This is a genomic window from Streptomyces sp. JLSY215, from assembly GCF_059682825.1.
In genome coordinates this window covers 4,631,445-4,649,585 of sequence record NZ_CM185022.1, presented here as the reverse complement: position 1 = coordinate 4,649,585, position 18,141 = coordinate 4,631,445, and the positions used below count along the sequence as shown (strand labels likewise).

General features: G+C 72.0%; 22 protein-coding genes and 1 tRNA gene. 17 read left to right on the top strand and 6 right to left on the bottom strand.

The features are described 5' to 3' along the window. Positions 1–240: 240 nt before the first annotated feature. The gene (locus AC5677_RS20825; RefSeq protein WP_497189428.1) at positions 241–1,467 is read left to right on the top strand and encodes a cytochrome P450; all 1,227 of its coding nucleotides are present in this window, start codon (positions 241–243) and stop codon (positions 1,465–1,467) included. A gap of 63 nt (positions 1,468–1,530) precedes the next feature. Next, complete coding sequence (locus AC5677_RS20820) at positions 1,531–1,725, top strand: ferredoxin (protein WP_497189427.1); 195 nt, start codon at positions 1,531–1,533, stop codon at positions 1,723–1,725. Positions 1,726–1,822: 97 nt separating this feature from the next. Here the strand turns inward: AC5677_RS20820 and AC5677_RS20815 are convergent, their stop codons facing one another. Further along, positions 1,823–2,272: a nuclear transport factor 2 family protein gene (locus AC5677_RS20815; protein ID WP_497189426.1), complete on the bottom strand. Its 450-nt coding sequence runs from the start codon at positions 2,270–2,272 to the stop codon at positions 1,823–1,825. Positions 2,273–2,495: 223 nt separating this feature from the next. On the opposite strand from AC5677_RS20815, the gene AC5677_RS20810 reads away from it, so the two are divergent. The 3 genes from AC5677_RS20810 (at position 2,496) to AC5677_RS20800 (ending at position 5,071) form a co-directional block, all read left to right on the top strand. Then, on the top strand, positions 2,496–3,074 hold the full coding sequence (locus AC5677_RS20810) for a PadR family transcriptional regulator (RefSeq protein WP_497189425.1): 579 nt from the start codon (positions 2,496–2,498) through the stop codon (positions 3,072–3,074). Positions 3,075–3,261: 187 nt separating this feature from the next. Next, positions 3,262–4,320, top strand: coding sequence for an NAD(P)-dependent alcohol dehydrogenase (locus tag AC5677_RS20805; protein WP_497189424.1), 1,059 nt, complete (start codon positions 3,262–3,264; stop codon positions 4,318–4,320). A gap of 109 nt (positions 4,321–4,429) precedes the next feature. After that, positions 4,430–5,071, top strand: a complete 642-nt coding sequence (locus AC5677_RS20800; protein WP_497189423.1) for a TlpA family protein disulfide reductase — start codon at positions 4,430–4,432, stop codon at positions 5,069–5,071. Between the two features lie 5 nt (positions 5,072–5,076). Here AC5677_RS20800 and AC5677_RS20795 read toward each other — a convergent pair whose 3' ends face one another. Next, positions 5,077–7,320, bottom strand: a complete 2,244-nt coding sequence (locus AC5677_RS20795; protein ID WP_497189422.1) for an MMPL family transporter — start codon at positions 7,318–7,320, stop codon at positions 5,077–5,079. Positions 7,321–7,564: 244 nt separating this feature from the next. Here AC5677_RS20795 and AC5677_RS20790 point away from each other — a divergent pair, with 244 nt between their 5' ends. The 8 genes from AC5677_RS20790 (at position 7,565) to AC5677_RS20755 (ending at position 11,822) form a co-directional block, all read left to right on the top strand. Continuing rightward, entirely contained in the window at positions 7,565–7,888 is a 324-nt protein-coding gene (locus AC5677_RS20790; RefSeq protein WP_497189421.1) for an ArsR/SmtB family transcription factor, read from the top strand. A 12-nt stretch (positions 7,889–7,900) separates the two neighbouring features. Further along, on the top strand, positions 7,901–8,137 hold the full coding sequence (locus AC5677_RS20785; protein ID WP_497189420.1) for a hypothetical protein: 237 nt from the start codon (positions 7,901–7,903) through the stop codon (positions 8,135–8,137). Positions 8,138–8,235: 98 nt separating this feature from the next. Beyond that, positions 8,236–8,709, top strand: a complete 474-nt coding sequence (locus AC5677_RS20780) for an LAETG motif-containing sortase-dependent surface protein (protein ID WP_497189419.1) — start codon at positions 8,236–8,238, stop codon at positions 8,707–8,709. Between the two features lie 8 nt (positions 8,710–8,717). After that, positions 8,718–9,374, top strand: a complete 657-nt coding sequence (locus AC5677_RS20775) for an RNA polymerase sigma factor (RefSeq protein ID WP_497189418.1) — start codon at positions 8,718–8,720, stop codon at positions 9,372–9,374. After that, positions 9,371–9,880, top strand: coding sequence for a hypothetical protein (locus tag AC5677_RS20770; protein ID WP_497189417.1), 510 nt, complete (start codon positions 9,371–9,373; stop codon positions 9,878–9,880). Before AC5677_RS20775 ends, AC5677_RS20770 begins: the two co-directional genes overlap by 4 nt. Positions 9,881–9,959: 79 nt before the next feature. Further along, positions 9,960–10,532, top strand: coding sequence for a DUF4232 domain-containing protein (locus AC5677_RS20765; RefSeq protein ID WP_497189416.1), 573 nt, complete (start codon positions 9,960–9,962; stop codon positions 10,530–10,532). 186 nt (positions 10,533–10,718) lie between these two features. Continuing rightward, positions 10,719–11,033 (top strand): type II toxin-antitoxin system VapB family antitoxin, encoded by a 315-nt coding sequence (locus tag AC5677_RS20760; protein ID WP_400069364.1) that lies wholly within the window; start codon positions 10,719–10,721, stop codon positions 11,031–11,033. 132 nt (positions 11,034–11,165) lie between these two features. Further along, on the top strand, positions 11,166–11,822 hold the full coding sequence (locus AC5677_RS20755) for a LytR C-terminal domain-containing protein (RefSeq protein ID WP_497189415.1): 657 nt from the start codon (positions 11,166–11,168) through the stop codon (positions 11,820–11,822). Between the two features lie 93 nt (positions 11,823–11,915). On the opposite strand, the gene upp is transcribed toward AC5677_RS20755, so the two are convergent. Continuing rightward, a complete protein-coding gene (gene upp / locus AC5677_RS20750) occupies positions 11,916–12,551 on the bottom strand; it encodes a uracil phosphoribosyltransferase (protein ID WP_497189414.1) in 636 nt (211 codons plus the stop codon). Positions 12,552–12,713: 162 nt separating this feature from the next. Here upp and AC5677_RS20745 point away from each other — a divergent pair, with 162 nt between their 5' ends. The 4 genes from AC5677_RS20745 to AC5677_RS20730 all read left to right on the top strand — a co-directional run bounded on the left by AC5677_RS20745 (position 12,714) and on the right by AC5677_RS20730 (position 14,463). After that, entirely contained in the window at positions 12,714–12,905 is a 192-nt protein-coding gene (locus tag AC5677_RS20745) for a hypothetical protein (protein WP_497189413.1), read from the top strand. Positions 12,906–13,134: 229 nt separating this feature from the next. After that, complete coding sequence (locus tag AC5677_RS20740) at positions 13,135–13,677, top strand: tRNA adenosine deaminase-associated protein (protein WP_497189412.1); 543 nt, start codon at positions 13,135–13,137, stop codon at positions 13,675–13,677. A gap of 56 nt (positions 13,678–13,733) precedes the next feature. Beyond that, on the top strand, positions 13,734–14,288 hold the full coding sequence (locus tag AC5677_RS20735; protein WP_497189411.1) for a nucleoside deaminase: 555 nt from the start codon (positions 13,734–13,736) through the stop codon (positions 14,286–14,288). A 90-nt stretch (positions 14,289–14,378) separates the two neighbouring features. Beyond that, positions 14,379–14,463 (top strand) — tRNA-Ser (locus AC5677_RS20730). Positions 14,464–14,570: 107 nt separating this feature from the next. On the opposite strand, the gene AC5677_RS20725 is transcribed toward AC5677_RS20730, so the two are convergent. The 3 genes from AC5677_RS20725 to AC5677_RS20715 are packed head-to-tail and all read right to left on the bottom strand — an operon-like array spanning position 14,571 to position 18,115. Next, entirely contained in the window at positions 14,571–15,848 is a 1,278-nt protein-coding gene (locus tag AC5677_RS20725) for an MFS transporter (RefSeq protein ID WP_497189410.1), read from the bottom strand. After that, a complete protein-coding gene (locus AC5677_RS20720) occupies positions 15,849–17,135 on the bottom strand; it encodes an ATP-grasp domain-containing protein (RefSeq protein WP_497189409.1) in 1,287 nt (428 codons plus the stop codon). It abuts the gene before it with no gap. Between the two features lie 2 nt (positions 17,136–17,137). Then, positions 17,138–18,115 (bottom strand): dihydrodipicolinate synthase family protein, encoded by a 978-nt coding sequence (locus tag AC5677_RS20715; RefSeq protein ID WP_497189408.1) that lies wholly within the window; start codon positions 18,113–18,115, stop codon positions 17,138–17,140. Between the last annotated feature and the right edge of the window lie 26 nt (positions 18,116–18,141).

The following is an 18,141-nucleotide window of genomic DNA, read 5'->3' as shown; positions in this document are numbered from 1 at the left end:
GTGACTGTAGCGGCCGCGCCGCCGACCTCGTAGCGGTACCGACCGGTGGCAGTCCGTGCAGGTCGGCGACCGCTTTGAGCCAACCTCGTGCGGATCGTGATCAACCCTTCCCCGCCCGGCGGAGAGGGAGTTACCGTGAGGAACGTAGTTACTTAAGTTTGGTAACTAAGTATCAGTGTCGGCACATGCACTCCCGCGGCAGCGACGCCCGCCGCATCCCGATCGTGGAAGGACAGCCGCATGACGACCGCACAACGACCCCACGAAGCGCACATGGCGCACCCTGACTCCCTGGCCATCCCGGCCACACGTGCCACCGGCTGCCCCTTCGACCCCGCCCCCGAAGTCGCCCGCGCCCGGCGCGAGGAACCGGTCACCCGGGCCACCCTCTGGGACGGCTCCACCTGCTGGCTGGTCACCCGCCACGAGGACGTCCGCGCGGTGCTCGGCGACCCCCGCTTCAGCGCCGACGCCGCCCGCCCCGGCTTCCCCTTCCTCACCGCCGGCGCCCGCGAACTCGCCACGAGCAACCGGACCTTCCTCCGCCTGGACGACCCGGAACACGCCCGCCTGCGCCGGATGCTCACCGCCGACTTCATGGTCAAGAAGATCGAGGCGATGCGCCCCGAGGTGCAGCGCATCGCCGACGATCTGCTGGACACGATGACCGACGGCAAGACCTCGGCCGATCTGGTCGCCGAGTTCGCGCTGCCGCTGCCGTCCCTGGTGATCTGCCTGCTGCTCGGCGTCCCGTACGAGGACCACGCCTACTTCCAGCAGCGCAGCCAGATCCTGCTCAGCCTCCGGTCGACCCCCGACGAGGTACGCACCGCGTCGGACGAGCTGCTCGCCTATATGACGCGGCTGGCCGAGACCAAGCGGCAGCAGCCGGACGACGGCATCTTCAGCCGGCTGGTGGCGCGCGGCGAGCTGGATTCCGAGGAGATCGCCTCCATGGGGCGGCTGTTGCTCATCGCCGGGCATGAGACCACCGCCAATATGACGGCCCTGTCGACGCTCGCACTGCTGCGCAACCCCGGCCAGCTGGCCCGGCTGCGCGCGGAACCGTCGCTGATCAAGGGCGCGGTGGAGGAACTGCTGCGCTATCTGACGATCGTGCACAACGGCGTCCCGCGGGTCGCCACCGAGGACGTCACCATCGGCGGCCGGACGATCCCGGCCGGCGAGGGCGTGCTCTGCACGATCAACACCGCCAACCGCGACGACGACGTCTTCCCGGCGGGCGACACCCTCGACGTCGGCCGCGACGCCCGCCGCCATCTCGCCTTCGGCTTCGGCGTCCACCAGTGTCTGGGCCAGCCGCTGGCCCGGGTGGAGCTGCAGATCGCGATCGAAACGCTGCTGCGCCGGCTGCCCGGCCTGCGGCTGGACACCGCCTTCGAGGACGTCCCGTTCCGCCACGACATGGGGATCTACGGGGTTCACGCGCTGCCGGTGGCCTGGTAGCCCGCCCGCATCCCTGACCCCATCCCGAATCCCGCCCCCTCCGCACCACTTGGGAGAACGACCATGCGTATTGACGCCGACCAGGAGAAATGCTGCGGCGCCGGAAGCTGTGTGCTGGCGGCACCGGACGTGTTCGACCAGCGCGACGAGGACGGCATCGTCGTCCTTCTGACCACCGAGCCGCCGGCGGAACTGCACGACGCGGTGCGCGAGGCCGCGGCCCTCTGCCCCGCCGCCGCGATCTCGGTGGCCGACTGACCGGCCGACCGACCGCCCCTCCGCCTCACTGACCGGCACCGGCCGGGCCACCGGGCGCCGGCCCCCGCACCGTCTGCGGGGGCCGGCGCCCGTCGCGCTACGACTGCTGCGGGACGAGCCCGTCGGCCACCAGACCGGCCAGCACCGCCTCGCCCAGCGCCTGCACCGCGGACTGCGGCCGCACCATCACCGTGAACTCCTTGATCCGCCCCGCCTCGTCGCACTGCAGCAGATCGATGCCGTGGATCTCCTTGCCGTTCACGGTGGCCCGGAAGATCAGGATCGCCGAGTCCGCGGCGCCCGCCGCCGGCCCCGCCGCCGTCTCCGCCCGGCCGTCCAGCTCGCCCACGTACCGGAAGTCCTCGAAGGTCCGCAGCAGCACCCCGAACAGGCCGAGCACCGCCGCACGGCCCTCGAAGGGCGTGAACTTCACCGGGCTGTAGAGCCGGATGTCCTCCGTCAACAGCTCTTCCACCGCATCGAGTTGACGCGTCTCCACCGCCGCCCGGAAACGGTCCGCCGCGCTCGTGGCCCCAGTCGTCGTCATGCTGCCCTCTCCTCGTCCCGGCCGGTCCGGCGTGCGCGGACATCGCCCCGCGCCCCGCCCGTGCGCACCTTCTCCGCGCCACGTCTCCGGCTCATCCACCGCCTGCTGCGCACCGGCTATTGCGCACTGGCTACTGCGCACTCGCTACTCACGGATATGATTAGTCAGATTCTTGATTATGGGAAGCCCGGGAAAGGGGTGGCCCGAGAAAGGGGTGACCGGAATGGCTCTCAAGCACGCGGTGCTGGCGGCGCTGCTCGACGGCGAGTACAGCGGCTACCAGCTGGCCAAGGCGTTCGACGTCGGCGTCGCCAACTTCTGGCACGCGCTGCCGCAGCAGCTCTACGCCGAGCTGACCCGGCTGGAGGCGGAGGGCCTGGTCGCCGGCCGCCAGGTGGTCCAGGAAACCCGGCCGAACAAGCGGCTGTTCCAGGTCACCGCGGCGGGCCTGGCCGAGCTGGAGCGGTTTGCGACGGCCCCCTCCAAGCCGACGTTCATCCGGGACGACCTGCTGGTGAAGGTGCAGGCCGCGGACCGGACCGATGCCGCGCCGGTGATCGAGCAGCTGACGGAACGGGCCCGGATCGCCGACGCCAAGGTGGACCTCTTCGGCAAGCTGCTGGCGCGGATGCGGGGCACCGCGAGCGAGGAGGAGTTCCTGGCGCGCGGCGAGCGGATCGGCCCGTATCTGACGTGTCTGTACGGGCTCGGCTTCGAGCGGGAGACGCGCGACTGGTGCGAGCGGATCGCCGGGGTACTGCGGGCGCGGATCGCCAACTCGGCGGAATCGGGCCGGGGATAGCGCCGATTCGCACGGCGCGCGAGGGATCGACACGGCAGCGCTCCCCGTGTGAACCGGTACATCTCCGGACGTACGCATGCGCGTCAGGCAATCGGCCCGGTGGGTGGTTCTGCCGGAACCAGGCACGCCGGACATACGTACAAGGGGGCACTGGTTACCGGCCAAGGTGTGGCGCACGCTCGATGCCATGACCACCCACACCTCTGTCGCTGCGTACGCCGCACCCGCCCCGAAGGCTCCGCTGGAGCGGACCACCATCCCGCGCCGCGAGCTGGGTGCCCACGACATCCTGATCGACATCAAGTACGCCGGCATCTGCCACTCCGACATCCACACCGTGCGCGCCGAGTGGGGCGACGGCGGGAACTTCCCGATCGTCCCCGGCCATGAGATCGCCGGTGTGGTCGCCGAGGTCGGCTCCGCGGTCACCCGCTACCGGGCGGGCGACCGGGTCGGCGTCGGCTGCTTCGTCGACTCCTGCCGGGAGTGCGAGAACTGCCGGGCCGGCCTGGAGCAGTACTGCACCGGCGAGTCCGGCAACATCGGCACGTACAACGCCATCGGCCGGGACGGCGAACCCACCTACGGCGGCTACTCCACCCACCTGGTCGTCGACGAGAACTACGCGCTGCGCATCCCCGAGTCCATCCCGCTGGACGCCGCCGCCCCGCTGCTGTGCGCCGGCATCACCCTCTACTCCCCGCTCGCCCACTGGAAGGCCGGCCCCGGCAAGAAGGTCGCGGTCGTCGGCCTCGGCGGCCTCGGCCACATGGGCGTGAAGATCGCGCATGCGATGGGCGCGGAGGTCACCGTCCTGAGCCAGTCCCTGCGCAAGAAGGACGACGGCCTGCGGCTCGGCGCCGACCACTACCACGCGACGTCCGACCCGGCCACCTTCGAGGCGCTGGCGGGCTCCTTCGACCTGATCCTGAACACCGTCTCCGCCGACCTGGACATCAACGCCTATCTCGGTCTGCTGCGCACCGACGGCACCCTGGTCCAGGTGGGCGCGCCCGAGAAGCCGCTGGCGATCGCGCCGTTCGCGCTGATCCCGGGGCGGAAGTCGTTCTCCGGCTCGATGATCGGCGGCATCCGCGAGACCCAGGAGATGCTCGACTTCTGCGGTGCGCACGGCCTGGCCGCGGACATCGAGGTGATCAGCGCGGACCGGATCAACGAGGCGTACGAGCGGGTGCTGGCGAGCGATGTGCGCTACCGCTTCGTGATCGACACGGCCACGATCTGATCCTCCCGGGACCGCGTCCCGACCGTGCCCGGGGCGGCCTGCAAAGACCGCTCCGGGCACGATGCGTACCGCCCGCGGAACCGGCCAACTGCCGTGCAAGACTGCCGGGATGAGCGCCCGCCGCACCCGCCCCGCCCGCCTCACCCGCACCGCCGTCCGCCCGTACGGTCGCGGCCGTGCGGGCCTCCTTCTGACGGTCGCCGCGGGCGCCGCGGTCCTGAGCGCCTGCGGCCCCGGCGCCCCCGAGGGCGGCGCCGACCGCCGGCCGGACTCCGTCCAGGGCAAGGACGGCATCGTCACCGTCCCCGTGGCGGAGCGCCGACCGGCGCCGGACCTCTCGGGCACCACCACCCGGGGCAAGCCCCTGGACCTCGCCGACTACCGGGGCAAGGTCGTCGTCGTCAACATCTGGAGCTCGACCTGCGGCCCCTGCATCGCGGAGACCCCCAACCTCGTACGGGTCGCCAGGAGCACCCGGGGCGAGGGCGTGCGGTTCGTCGGCATCAACACCCGTGACCCGGACACCCCGCAGGCCGTCGGCTTCGAGGAGCGGCACAAAGTGTCGTACCCGAGCCTGTCCGACCCGTCCGGCAAGCTCCTGCTGCGGTTCCCCAAGGGCAGCATCAACCCGCAGCTCATCCCCACCACGGTCGTCCTCGACCGGCAGGGACGTCCCGCTGCCCGGACCTTGGGCCCGGTCAGCGAGGACGTCCTGCGCAAGATGATCGCCCCGCTGCTCAAGGAGAAGTGAGCGCGTCAGGGAGAGGCGAGCGCCCGCACCGGGGAGTCGCCGGCCGGCACGGCCCGCTCCTGTGCCCGCCGCATGCCCCGCGACGGCCACCAGGTCACCCCGCCCAGCAGCGTCAGCGCCGCCGGCAGGATCAGGACCCGGATGACGAAGGCGTCCAGGAGGACCGCCACCGCGAGGCTGAACCCGATCTGCTTCATCTCGGCGAGGTGCAGCAGCGTGAAGCTGGCGAACACCGTCACCATCACCACGGCGGCGCTGGTCACGACCTTGGCGGAGGTGACGGTGCCCTGGAGTACGGCCTGCCGGGTCGGTACGCCGGCGAGCGCGGCCTCGCGGATCCGGCTGACGACGAAGACCTGGTAGTCCATCGACAGCCCGAAGAGGATGACGAAGAGGAAGAGCGGCACCCGGGAACCGATGGCGTTGGTCGCCGCCGGGTCGAAGCCGAACAGCGTGCTGGCCAGCCCGTGCTGGAAGAAGACCACGACCAGGCCGAACGCGGCCGCCGCGGACAGCAGGTTGAGCACCACGCCGATCAGCCCGAGGACGAGGGACCGGAAGGCCAGGGCGGTGAGGACGAAGGTGAGCAGGAGCAGCATCCCCACGACCAAGGGGAGCTTCTCGTCCTGATGGGCGAGGTAGTCGGTGTCGTGCGGGACATCGCCGGTGACGGCGAAGCGGGCTCCGGCGATCTTGCCGACGGTGGACGGCAGATAGTCCTTGCGGAGGTGGTCGAGCGAGGCGAGCGCCTCGGGTGAGCTGAGCTTGTGCGGTACGGCCAGGTACATGGCGTGGGTCCGGCGGTCCGCCGAGACCCGTACGGTCGGCTTCACGCCCTTGGCGTACAGCGGATCGCGCTCGGCCTTCCGCGCCAACTCCTTCAGCGCGCCCGCCACTTGACCGGCGTCGCCGGGCGCGGCCTGCACGACGACCTGGTGCTGGATGCGCAGTTCGGGGAAGGCCGCCACGAGCCGGTCGTACGCCTGGAGGGCGGGGATCTCGCGGGAGTGGCTGTCCTTGTTGAGGACCCGCAGCTGCATGCCCAGCGCGGGGGCCGCGAGCCCCAGCATCAGCAGGACCGATACGCACAGGGTGATCGCCGGGTGCTTGCTCGCGGGGCGGAGCAGCGCGGTCCAGACCCGGCCGGCCTCGGCGTGGTCCTTCGCGGCGCGCCGGACGCCGGTCCGGGCGACGCGGCGGGCGGCCCGCCGTTCGGCGCGCCGCCCGATGGTGACCAGCAGGGCGGGCAGCGCGGTCAGCGAGCTGAGCACGGCGGCCAGGACGACGACGATGGTGCAGGTGGCCAGGGACGAGAAGATGACGTCGGTGGCCAGGTAGAGGGTGGCCGTGGAGACGATCACGGCGAAGCCGGAGACGACGATCGCCCGGCCGGAGGTGGCGGCGGCCAGTTCCACCAGCGCCTCGGGGCCGAGCCGGCCGCCCGAGCGGACCCGCTCCTCGCGTTCGCGCTTGAGGTAGAAGAGCGTGTAGTCGACGCCCACGGCCATGCCGATCAGGATGATGATGTTCATCCCCACGCCGACGTCCGGCACGACGTGCGAGGCAATCATGGACAGGCCGACGGCGGCGGCGATGGAGGTCAGCGCGAGCAGCACCGGCACCGCCACCATCACGGCCGATCCGAAGACGGCCAGCAGCGTGAGCAGCGTGATCGGCAGCGTGATCGCTTCGGAGAGTGCCAGGTCGTCGCCGCGTTGGGTGTCCACGCCCACGCTGATGGACGGGCTGCCGCTCTCCTCCACCCGCAGTCCGGGGTAGCTGCGCTGCGCCGCCTCGGTCTGGGCGACGAGCGGCGCGACATGGTTATCGGCGTCCGCGTCGCTGCCGTGCAGGGTCACCTCGACCCGCAGCGTGCCGCCGTCGGCGCTGCGGACCGCGGGCGCGACCCGCTTGACCTCGGGCAGCTTGTGCATCCGCGCGGTGATGTCCCGTACGGCCGCATCGGCGGCGGCCCGGTCGAGCGGGCCCGACCGGGCGGAGATCAGCACCTCTTCGACCGGCTCATGGTCCAGATGCCCCTGGGCCGCCATGGTCTCGGCGCGGCCCGCCTCGCCGGTGCGGTGGTCGTCCGCGGTGGCGCTGTGGGTGCCCAGCATGCTGCCCACCCCCAGGGACAGCACCACGAACGCCAGCCATACGGCCAGCCCGCGCCAGGGATGCCGGGCGCTCCAGCCCGCCATCCGTACGGCGATCGACCGTTGTGCCACGGCCTCATCCCTCCCCCTCATGTGCCCAGCTCCTTCGACGTGATTTCGACGTGATGCCGCGCCCCCCACCGGACGCGAGAACTCATGCGGACAGGCGAGGACACTGACACTGCCGCTGACGCATGTAAGTCGAGAATTACAGGTGTTGGTGAGAGGCGTCAACCGTAAGATCGGAGTGGGCGAGCCCGGCGGACTCGCTTGACAGCCCGTCCAGGCATGCGAAAACCTCCGCTGACAGGCGTCCGGAACGGCAAGAAGGTGGGCCATGAACAGCGAGGAGCTGCTGGCCCTGCTGTCCGCCGTGGGACATGCGCAGCGGCTGCGGGTGATCGGCGAACTGGCCGAGGGCCGGCTGTACGTCAGCGAACTGGCCCGCCGGCTGGAGATGTCCCGGCCGCTGCTCTACATGCACCTGGACCGGCTGGAGAAGGCCGGCCTGGTCGCGGGCCGGCTGGAGCTGTCCGACGACGGCAAGGCACTGAAGTACTTCGAACTGGCCCCGTTCGAGCTGAAGCTGAACGTGGCCACCGTCCTCGCCGCCCTCCAGGAGGACGCGACCGGGGCGACGACGTCGGTTGAACGACCCTAGGGGGACGCATACATGGACGGCAGCACCATCATCCCGATAGCCATCATCACGATCGCCTTTGTTTCGGTGGTGGCGATCGTGACCTCGTACTTCAAGCTCCAGCGGCATCGCGCGGACGCCGCGGCGCTGGCGGAGTACCGCAAGCTCGCCGAGCAGATCGCCGCCGCCCAGCAGGCGACGAACGAGCGGCTGACGGAGCTGAGCGACCGGGTCAAGGCCGTGGAGAAGCTGCTGCAGAGCGTGGGCTGAAATTTTTCGTACGGGTCGGCAACCTCCCCCTCGGCCGGACGTCGTGAGGGGTGAGGGCGCCATCAGGCGCCGCCCCGTCGAAGAACGTGGAGCCCGTTGTGAAGTCCATCCGCACCACCCGCAGCCACCGGCCCGGCGCCGCCCGCACCCGCCTCCGGGGCGCCTCCGGCGCCGGGCTGCTGGCCGCGCTCGTCCTCACCGCACTGCCCACGGCCGCCACCGCGCACGCCGATTCCCCGTCGCCGCGCCCCACGGCCCCGGCCCCGACCGCGCCCCCGTCCGCGAGCCCGTCGCCCGCGCCGGACGGCACCCCGGCCCCCACCGCCCGGCCCAGCGTCCCGCCCTCCCCGCAGCCCACCCAGGCCCACCCCAAGCCGACCGCGACCCCCTCCCGCCCCGGCCCGGCCCCCAGCCAGGCCCCGAAGTCCGGTGCCACACCGGCTCCCAAGGACGGAGAGCTCGCACACACCGGCGCCTCCCCCGCCACCACCTACGCGCTCGGCGGCGGCGCCGCGGCGCTGCTCGCCGCGGGCGGCGGAACGCTCTACGTGGTCCGCCGCCGGCGCGCCTGACGCCCCTGATGGCGTTCGCCACCCCACGCATCGCCCCGGTACGGCGCGCCGTACCGGGGCCGCGGTATGCCCTGTGGCGGTGGCTGCTGCGCACCGCCCGCCCGGCGCCCGCCCCCGCGGATTCCGGGACCGGCGACCCCCGGTACGCGGCCCCGGGGCACGCCGGGTACGCCCCCCACCGCCCGACGATCAGCGAGCTGTACCACGCACAACGCCTGAACATGGTCCGGCTGGCCGTCCTGCTCGTCGACGACCGGGCCACCGCCGAGGACGTCGTCCAGGACGCGTTCGCCGCGCTCTACAAACGCCACGGCGACCACCTCGGCGAGGTCGACAACGCCCTCGCCTACCTGCGCACCGCCGTCGTCAACGCCGCCCGCTCGGTGCTGCGCCGCCGCCGTACGGCCCGCGACTACACACCCCCGTACGAGGCGGACGCACCGTCCGCCGAGGAGCGCATCGTGCTGGCCGAGGAGCACCGCGAGGTGTTCGCCGCACTGAGCGGCCTGACCGCGCGCCGCCGCGAGGTCCTCGTCCTGCGCTACTGGGGCGATCTCACCGAGGCCCAGATCGCCGACACCCTCGGCATCAGCCGCGGCGCGGTGAAGTCCCTCGCCAGCCGCGCCCTGGACGCCCTGGAGAAGATCTTGGAGGAGAGAGCATGAACGGCTCCGGCAGCGAGCCCGAGCGTCCCGTCGAGGACCGGCTGCGGCGGGCCTTCGCGGCGCGCGCCGCCACCGTCGCCGTACGGGACCTGCGGCCCGCCGAGCCGCCGGGTGCGCATCTGCGCCGCGGCCGGGCGGCGCTCGCCCGGCCCTGGTTGCGGCGCTTCGGGCTGCCGCTGGCCGCGGCCGCCGCGGTGGCGCTCGGCTATCTGGCCCTCACCCCCGAGGACCCGCCCGTACGCCCCGCGCCCCGGCCCGCCCCCGCGGCCCCGCCGACCCCCGTCGCCCCCACACCCACCCCGTCCCCTCCCGCGACGTCCGCCACCCCGTCCCCTTCCGCCACCTCCGCCCGGCCCCCCTCCACCCCACCCCCCTCCGCCACCCCCACACATCCGGGCCCGCACCTCTCCCACAGCCCTGACGGCAAGGGAGGTACCCCCACGACCGTCCCCTCCCCGTCCCGCACCCCCGCCGACAGCCCCCGCCCCACCGAACACCCGCGTTAGCAGCGCGTTAGCCGTTCACCAGCGCCCCCGCGGAGGATCGTGTCCCCATCACCCAGCTGCGCCCGCCCCGGGGGACCCCATGCCGCATGCCGCCACCGCCGGGCGCCGCATCGCCGCCGTCACGCTGATGGCCGCCGCCGTCCTGTCCGTCACCGCCTGCCATCACGACCGCGGCAGCCGGCCCGGCGCCCCGACGCGGCCCTCCGACCCGCCCCGGCAGCCGGCCCCGGGCGCCCGCGTCGCCTGCACACCCGAAATGCTCCGGTTCCATGCGCGCGGGGTCCGGCACCCGGCACACCACATGCTGCTGACCGTCACCAACTACTCGGACCGGCCCTGCGACTTCGCCGACCAGCCGTACCCGCTGCTGCGCCTCGGCGCCGGACAGCGGGCGATCACCCCGGCGATCGGGGCCAGCGATCCGGGCACCGTCATCACCCTCGCCCCGGACGCCACCGCCTACGCCGGAATCACCACCTCCGCCGACGGCGCACCCGGCGGCGAGAAGATCTCCCAGTTCGGCGTCGCGCTCGTCCCCCACACCGCCCCCTGCCAGGTCGGGCTGGACAGCGGTCCCCCGGTCCGGGTCGACCCGCGCACCGCCGAGGTCACCTACTGGCAGAGCCGCCGCGAGGCCGCCCTGAAGTGGTGAACGGCACGAACACCCGCCCGCACGATCCCGCCCGCCGTACCCCCTTCGGGTCGATTTCCGGTTACCCGAAGAACGGCCCCGTGCAGGGCCGTCGCTCATGATCACTCCTGTTTTGCGGCTATTGATCACCTTTACGCTCCTGTGGCATGGCTGCGCCTCCCACCGCTCGCCCGGTAGGCTTTCCGTGTGATCTTCAAGCGCATCGGAAATGGGCGGCCGTACCCCGACCACGGCCGGGAGAGCACCCGCCAGTGGGCGGACGTCGCCCCGCGCCCGGTACGCCTCGACCAGTTGGTGACGACCAAGCAGCAGCTCGACCTGGAGACGCTGCTCGCCGAGGACTCGACGTTCTACGGCGACCTCTTCGCGCACGTCGTGAAGTGGGAGGGCGATCTCTACCTGGAGGACGGGCTGCACCGCGCGGTGCGCGCCGCCCTTCAGCAGCGTCAGGTGCTGCACGCCCGGGTGCTCGAACTGGACGGCAGCACCGCAGCGGAATGACGCCCTCCGCGCCATCGACATGCCCGAATTGACCTGTTCACCCCGTGCCGCATTGACCCGTTCGGGTTGCCTCGTACACCACCGGCTGATCATCTAGTAGGCATGGCTCGCGGCCCGCACTACGCTGCGGACATGAGCATGCTGACGCCCCCGGGCATGGGCGGTAAGAAGTACCGCATCACGGGCGACAGGTACCCGCGGATGCGCCGTCCCCGACACCGTCGCCGCATTGTCCTCACCGTTGTGGCCGCGGCCTGTGTACTCGGCCTGGTCGGCTGGGGATCGCTGCAGCTCATCGACGTCTTCGGGGGCAAGGGCAGTACGGCCCAGGCCGCCCCGGGCAAGAAGAAATGCGCCTCCCGGACGGAAGCGGCGGAGCAGGCACGCGCCAGGGCCGCCGCCCGCAAGCCACTGCCCAAGCCGGGCGCGCTGACCGTCAACGTCTTCAACGCCACCCCGCGCTCCGGGCTGGCCAAGCGCACCGCCGACGAGCTGGAGAAGCGCGGCTTCAAGATCGGCAAGGTGGGCAACGCCCCCGCCGCCTACGACAAGCAGGTCAAGGGCGCCGGGATAGTGCTGGGCCCGAAGGCCGCGGCGACCGGCCCGCTGAAGGTGCTCGCCACCCAGCTCACCGGCGCCGCGCAGAAGACCGACAACCGCAAGGGCGCCGATATCGACCTGATCATCGGCACCGCCTTCAAGGACCTGACCACGGCGAAGGACGCCGAGAAGGCCCTGACCGCGCTGGCAAAGCCGTCCCCGCCGCCCGCGCATCGCGCCACCTGCTGACGTCCCCGGCACCACGCACTCGGGCCCGGTACGCCGATGCGTACCGGGCCCGAGTGCGTGCCATGTGCCTGTTCAGCCGCAGAGGACGGCCGGTCAGCCGGCCGTGCCGTACATCCGGTCGCCCGCATCGCCCAGACCCGGCACGATGTAGCGGTCGTCGTTCAGCCGCTCGTCGACCGCCGCGGTGACCACCGTCACGGGCGCGCCGGCCAGCTCCTTCTCCATGACCTTGACGCCTTCCGGCGCGGCCAGCAGACAGATCGCGGTGACATCGTCCGCACCGCGCTTGATCAGCTCACGGATCGCCGCGACCAGCGTCCCGCCGGTGGCCAGCATCGGGTCGACGACATAGACCTGGCGGCCCGAGAGGTCGTCGGGCATCCGCGTCGCGTACGTGTGCGCCTCGTACGTCTCCTCGTTGCGGACCATGCCCATGAAACCGACCTCGGCGGTCGGCAGCAGCCGGACCATGCCGTCCAGCATGCCCAGGCCGGCCCGCAGGATCGGTACGACCAGCGGGCGCGGGTGCGACAGCCGAACGCCGGTGGTCGCCGTCACCGGGGTCTCGATGTCGACCTGCTCGGTGCGCACATCACGGGTGGCCTCGTAGGCGAGCAGGGTGACCAGCTCGTCGGCGAGCCGCCGGAAGGTGGGGGAGTCGGTGCGCTTGTCGCGCAGAGTGGTGAGTTTGTGCGCCACCAACGGGTGGTCGACGACGTGGATCCGCATGCATCGACAGTAACCGAGCCAAAGGCCACCGGCGCCCACCGTGACGGGGCCCGGCGCCCGCCCCTCATCCGGCGCCGCGGTGGCGCCGGATGAGGGGAAAGGGGGAAAGTAGGCACAAAGGTGTCATTTCTCGTCCGGCGCGAGAGGAGGGGGTGGGGGCGCGTGTCCGACCGTCCGCCCGCGGCCGACAGCGCCGCCCGCGACATCGAGAGCGAGGTGGCGCGGCGCAGGCGCCGGGCCCAATTCCTGCGCGAGCGGCAGGATGCCAAGGAGCTGTGGGAACGCGTCCAGCCGCGACGCGCGCGGGCCGCCCGAATGCGCCAGGCGCTGCGGATGCGCACATTTCGCGGATAGCCGCGCACATTCTGCAGGCACATGCCCGCAGAATGTGGGCCGTCGTACGCCCCGCGCACCCGACTGCGCTGCGGCACGTGAGCGACATCTCTCACAACCTCCGCACGACGCAGCGTCGAAGACCCCGCGCGAGCGCGATGTTTCTGCCACGATTCCGAGGGGGCGGGACCCGCGGCGCATCAGCGTCGCCCCCGCCCGGCCCGGACCTATGACAGGTGGGAGAGGCACGGTGTATTTCGCCGCACTGCTCGCGCGCACCGAAGACGGGTGGGAAGCGAGCGATATGGAGCTCGACAATGTGGAGACCCTCGCCGATCTGGCCGATCTGGCCCGAGAGGCGGCGGTCGACGACGACACGGTGGTGGCCTTCATCGAGCAGGAGGACGCCTGGTTCGGCGTCATCCGCGTGGATGGCGAGGACGACCCCCGGGTCTTCCTCTCCAATGCCGCCACTGCCGCCAGGAGCTCGTACGGAGCGATGCTGACCGACGAGCTGCTGGGACGCGACGACGATGACGCGGACGACCTCGACAGCCTCAATCTGGACGGCACGGAGGACGGCGAACCGGAAGCTGACGACGACGTTGACGACGACATGATTGAGGCGGTGAACGGCTCCGGGAACCATGCCACCATCGGCCCCCTCGGCGACGGCACGCTCCTGGCCGACCTGGGCGTCGACGAGACGGAGCTGCTCGCCCTGAACGGCGACGCGCTCGGCACCATCGCCGAATCCCTGGGCTGCACGGACGTCCTGGAAGCGGTGCGCTGAGCACGGCCGGGCCCGGCAGCGGGCCCGCCCCAGGTCACGTACCCGACACTGGGGACATGACCGTCCCGCCATCCACCCCTGCCCCCTCCCCCGCGCCCGACCCGCTGCGCGATCCCTGGATCGTCCCCATGCGGCGGGCGCTGGACGAGGCCACCCGCGCCCCCGGGACGGGAGACGTCCCGGTGGGCGCCGTTGTGCTGTCCGCCGACGGCACCGTCCTCGGCGTCGGCCACAACGAACGCGAGGCCACCGGCGACCCGACCGCGCACGCGGAGGTCCTGGCCCTGCGGGCCGCCGCGCGGGCCCTGCGGGAGGAAGCGACGCACCGCACGTCCGGCGGGGGCGATGGCGGGCGACGGGCCGGAGACTGGCGGCTGACCGGCTGCACCCTCCTCGTCACCCTTGAGCCCTGCACGATGTGCGCGGGCGCGATCGTGCTCTCGCGCGTCGACCGCGTCGTCTACGGCGCCCGCGACGCCAAGGCCGGCGCGGTCGGCTCCCTCTGGGACGTCGTCCGCGACCGCCGCCTCAACCATCGCCCCGAGGTCATCACCGGCGTCCTGGAAGCCGACTGCGCCGCCCTCCTCACCGCCTTCTTCCGCGACCGCTGACCCCCGGGGCAGGCCCCCGCACGACCCCGCACGCCGCTCCGCCGTAATCCGATTTCGGCGCACGGGCCCCCTTGGGCTAAGCTCTCTCTCGGTAGCGTGTCCGAGCGGCCGAAGGAGCTCGCCTCGAAAGCGAGTGTGGCGCAAGTCACCGAGGGTTCAAATCCCTCCGCTACCGCTGTTGAATGAGGCGCCCGGTCCATCGGATCGGGCGCCTCATCAGTTTCCGTCCCGGTCTGCGGCTCGGTCGGCCGGTGCGAGGGGCGGACTTCGACCGGGCTTCGGTCAACCGGGGCTCTTTGACGGAGCGTTGGTGGCGTCTGTCGCCGCCTCGGCTGTGGTGGGACGGCGGTCGCGTTCGGCCCGGCGGACGGCCGCCGGGGTGAGCAGGCCGGTCACCGCGAACAGGGCGCCCACGAGCCACCAGCCCGGCATCCCCCACTCCACGCAGAGCGTGATCAGCACGACCGGGCCGATCGCCACGCCCAGCCCGGAGCCCATGCCGAACAGGCCCTGGTACTGGCCCACCGCGTGCGCGGGGGCGAGGGCGAAGGAGATCTCGAAGCCGCCGGCGACCTGCCAGAGCTCGCCGAGGGTGTGCACCACGACCGCGCCCAGCAGCAGGGTCAGGGCGAGCCACGGGGGCAGTCCGGGCAGCACCGAGAGCAGGACGCACGCCGCCAGGAAGGCGAAGCCGGCGCGGCGGAAGGCGATGCCCCCGGTACGGGCGGTGTCGACGCGCCGGCTCATGCGGACCTGGAAGAGCACCACCAGAGCGGTGTTGACCAGCATCACGCCCGAGACCGACCAGCGGGGTGCGGAGGTCTCGTCGACCAGCCAGAGCGGTACGGCCGCGGTGAGCACGCGGTACTGCATGGCCATGATGCCGTCGAGGGCGGTCAGCACCAGATACGGCCGGTCGCGCAGCGCGAGCCAGCGCGGCCCGGCCGCGGCCCGTACCGGCGGCGCCGCGGGCAGGAAGAACACCAGCGCCGCACCGGCCGCCCAGGAGGCGGCGCTGCCCACGATCAGCAGGAGGTACGCGCTTCGGGTGTCGATCTGGGCGCCCCAGCCGGCCAGCAGGGCACCCACGGAGATGCCGATGTTGGCGACCGCGCGCAGATAGGCGCGGAACTCCGCCGGCCGCTCTCCCCCGTACCGCTGGATCAGCGGCCCCCGCGCGGCCGGGCCGGAGGTCTGCGCGATGGCGACCAGCGAGGCGAAGAGGAGGAACGACCAGAAGGTTTCCGCCAGGCAGAGCCCGGCCGTGGCGACCGCACCGAGCGCCAGGGTCCCCAGGTAGACGCCGCGCGCTCCCCGGCTGTCGGCGAGATGGCCCACGGGGACGCCGGCGGCCAGGGCCAGGCCGCCGGCGACGCTCAGTCCGACGCCCACCTGGGCGGCGGGCAGCTGCACGGACCGGGTGAAGTACAGGACGCCCGCCGTCAGATAGATCCCCCAGCCGAGCATGTTGATGAGGATCGACAGCGCCATCAGGCGGCGCGGGCCGCCGTCGGGGAGGAGGGCGGACATCCGGCGAGCGGGCGTCCCGGGAGCGGGCATTTACCGGTACCTCGCCAACGGCAGCTCGCAGGCGTCCTCCATGTCGGACAGCAGCTCCAGCCCGCGGGCACGGGCCTCGTCGGCGGTGGCCGCGGGCAGGCAGAAGTAGCCGAGCGCGCTGAAGTTCCCGGCCATTTTCCGGATGCGCCCGCCGTTGCGGAGACCCACCGCGTACCGCAGCGGCAGGTACCTGTCCCGGATGCGCTCGACCCGCCGCTCGATGTCCGGCGGGGCGACCCCGCCCGCCACGCTCCCGAACACCACGACGATCCCCGCGCGTCCGAAGGGCGGGGCGGGGGCCGCGCAGGGCTCGCCGAGATGCTCCCGGATCAGGATCTCGAAGGGGTCGGCCCGGGTGACGTGCTGGTAGATGGTCGGCGACGAGCCGCCCATCATCCGGGAATTGATCTCGACGAGGGTCGGGCCGTCCTCGGTCATGATGAATTCGACGTGGTAGACGCCGACGGTCAGGCGCAGCTCGCGGAAGATGTCCCGCATGTAGTGCGCGACGTCCGCCGCCCGTTCCTCCGGCAGGCCCGACGGCATCAGCGCGGCCACCTCGAAGAGTTCGTTGTGCACGGCCCGTTCGCGACGAGTGATCATCACTACCCGGGGGTCGCCGCCCTGCGCCACGACCTCGGCGGAATAGAGGTCGCCCTCGAGATAGCTCTCCATCAGCAGATCGGCGCCGATGAAGGCGTCCAGGGCCTTGCTCCTGACGGCTCGTGAGGCCTTCAGCTCGGCGAAGTACGCGTCGAGTTCGCCGTCCGAGCGGATGACGCCCGCGGCCTCCTTCGCCACCCCGCGGCTGGGCTTGATGACCAGCGGGAATCCCAGTTCCCGGGCCGCGAGCCGGGCCTCTTCGGCGCTGGTCACCGTGGCGTGGCGGGCCGAGCGGAGGCCGACCTCCCGGAGCCGTCCGCGGCACGCGTCCTTGCGGGCCGCCTGGGCGAGATGGCGTACGGGGGTGCCCCGGACGCCGATCGACTCCGCCGCCCGCGCCGTGGGGAGCACGGCCAGCTCGGACGTCGTCAGGAGCGCATCGACCGGACGGGCGCGATGGATCCGGCCGATCGCGGCTTCCAGCTCCGCCTCCAGCGCGTCGAGGGTGACGACCTGGTCGACGCGTTCCAGGGCCTCGGCGATGCGTTCCTCGGAGGTCGACGTCTCCTGGAGCATGGAGATGTCGCGGGCCCGTACGAAGGTGACGTGGTGACCCAGTTCCTTGGCCCGCGCGAACGCCGGGAGGTAGGCCGGACCGCTGTCGACGAAAACGACGTGCGCCATGCTCAGCCCCGCGGCAGCTTCTCGAAGGCGGTCACGGACGAGCCCGAAGCACCGAGCTCCTCGCAGGCGTCGAGGTATTCCCGCAGCAGGGTCAGTCCGGTCCTGGTCTGCTCCTCGGAGAGCGGGGTGAGCGGCTGCCGCAGCCGTCCGGCCGGCAGCCCCGCCGCGTTCATCAGGGACTTGATGCCGATCGGGCTGCGGAAGCCGTACATGAAATTGATCAGCGGGATCAGCCGGGAGTGCAGCTCGCGGAACTCCTCGACGCCCCGGAAGTTCTTCCAGGGCCGCGACAGGGCGGCGAGTTCGCGCGGCAGCAGATTTCCCGTGGCGTTGGCGATGCCCTGGGCGCCGCGGGCGAGGGCCGGTGTGAGGATGTCCTGGTCGGGGCTGTCGTCGGCCAGGAAGCAGACATCGCGCTGCGCCGCCAGGATGGCGCCGATCTGGCCGGTGCGCGGCGAGCCTTCCTTGTGCAGCACGATCCTGGGGTGTTCCAGGATCTCCAGCAGCGTCGCGGTGTCCAGGTCGGTCAGCAGCCGCGCGGGGTTGTTGAAGGTGCCGATCGGGATCGTGGTGGCGTCGGCGATGTCCAGGAAGTAGCGGGCCGCCTGCTCCTGGTTGGGGCCCATGTTCGCGGGGACGGTGAGGATGGCGCCGTCGGCGCCGTGTGCGGCCGCTATCTGCACGCGGCGCAGCGCATGACCGGTGTAGGTGCCGGTACAGCCGATGAAGTACGGGAGGGTGCGGTCCGCCTCCAGGACGGTCTTGGCGAAGGTGGCGAAGTCGGTGTCGTCGAGGGTCGCCCCCTCACCGGCGACGCCGAGGAAGAAGATTCCCGCCGTCCCGTTCTGCTCCTGCCGGGCAATGAGCTCGGACAGGGCGCCGTAGTCGATGCTGCCGTCCTGGTTGAACGGGGTGACGAGGGCCACGAGTGAGCCCGTGAAGGAGCGCGCCGTCTCGAAGGGGTCCCGGTCGTTCCGCATGCTGTTCGCCTTTCTCGCCTTTTCCT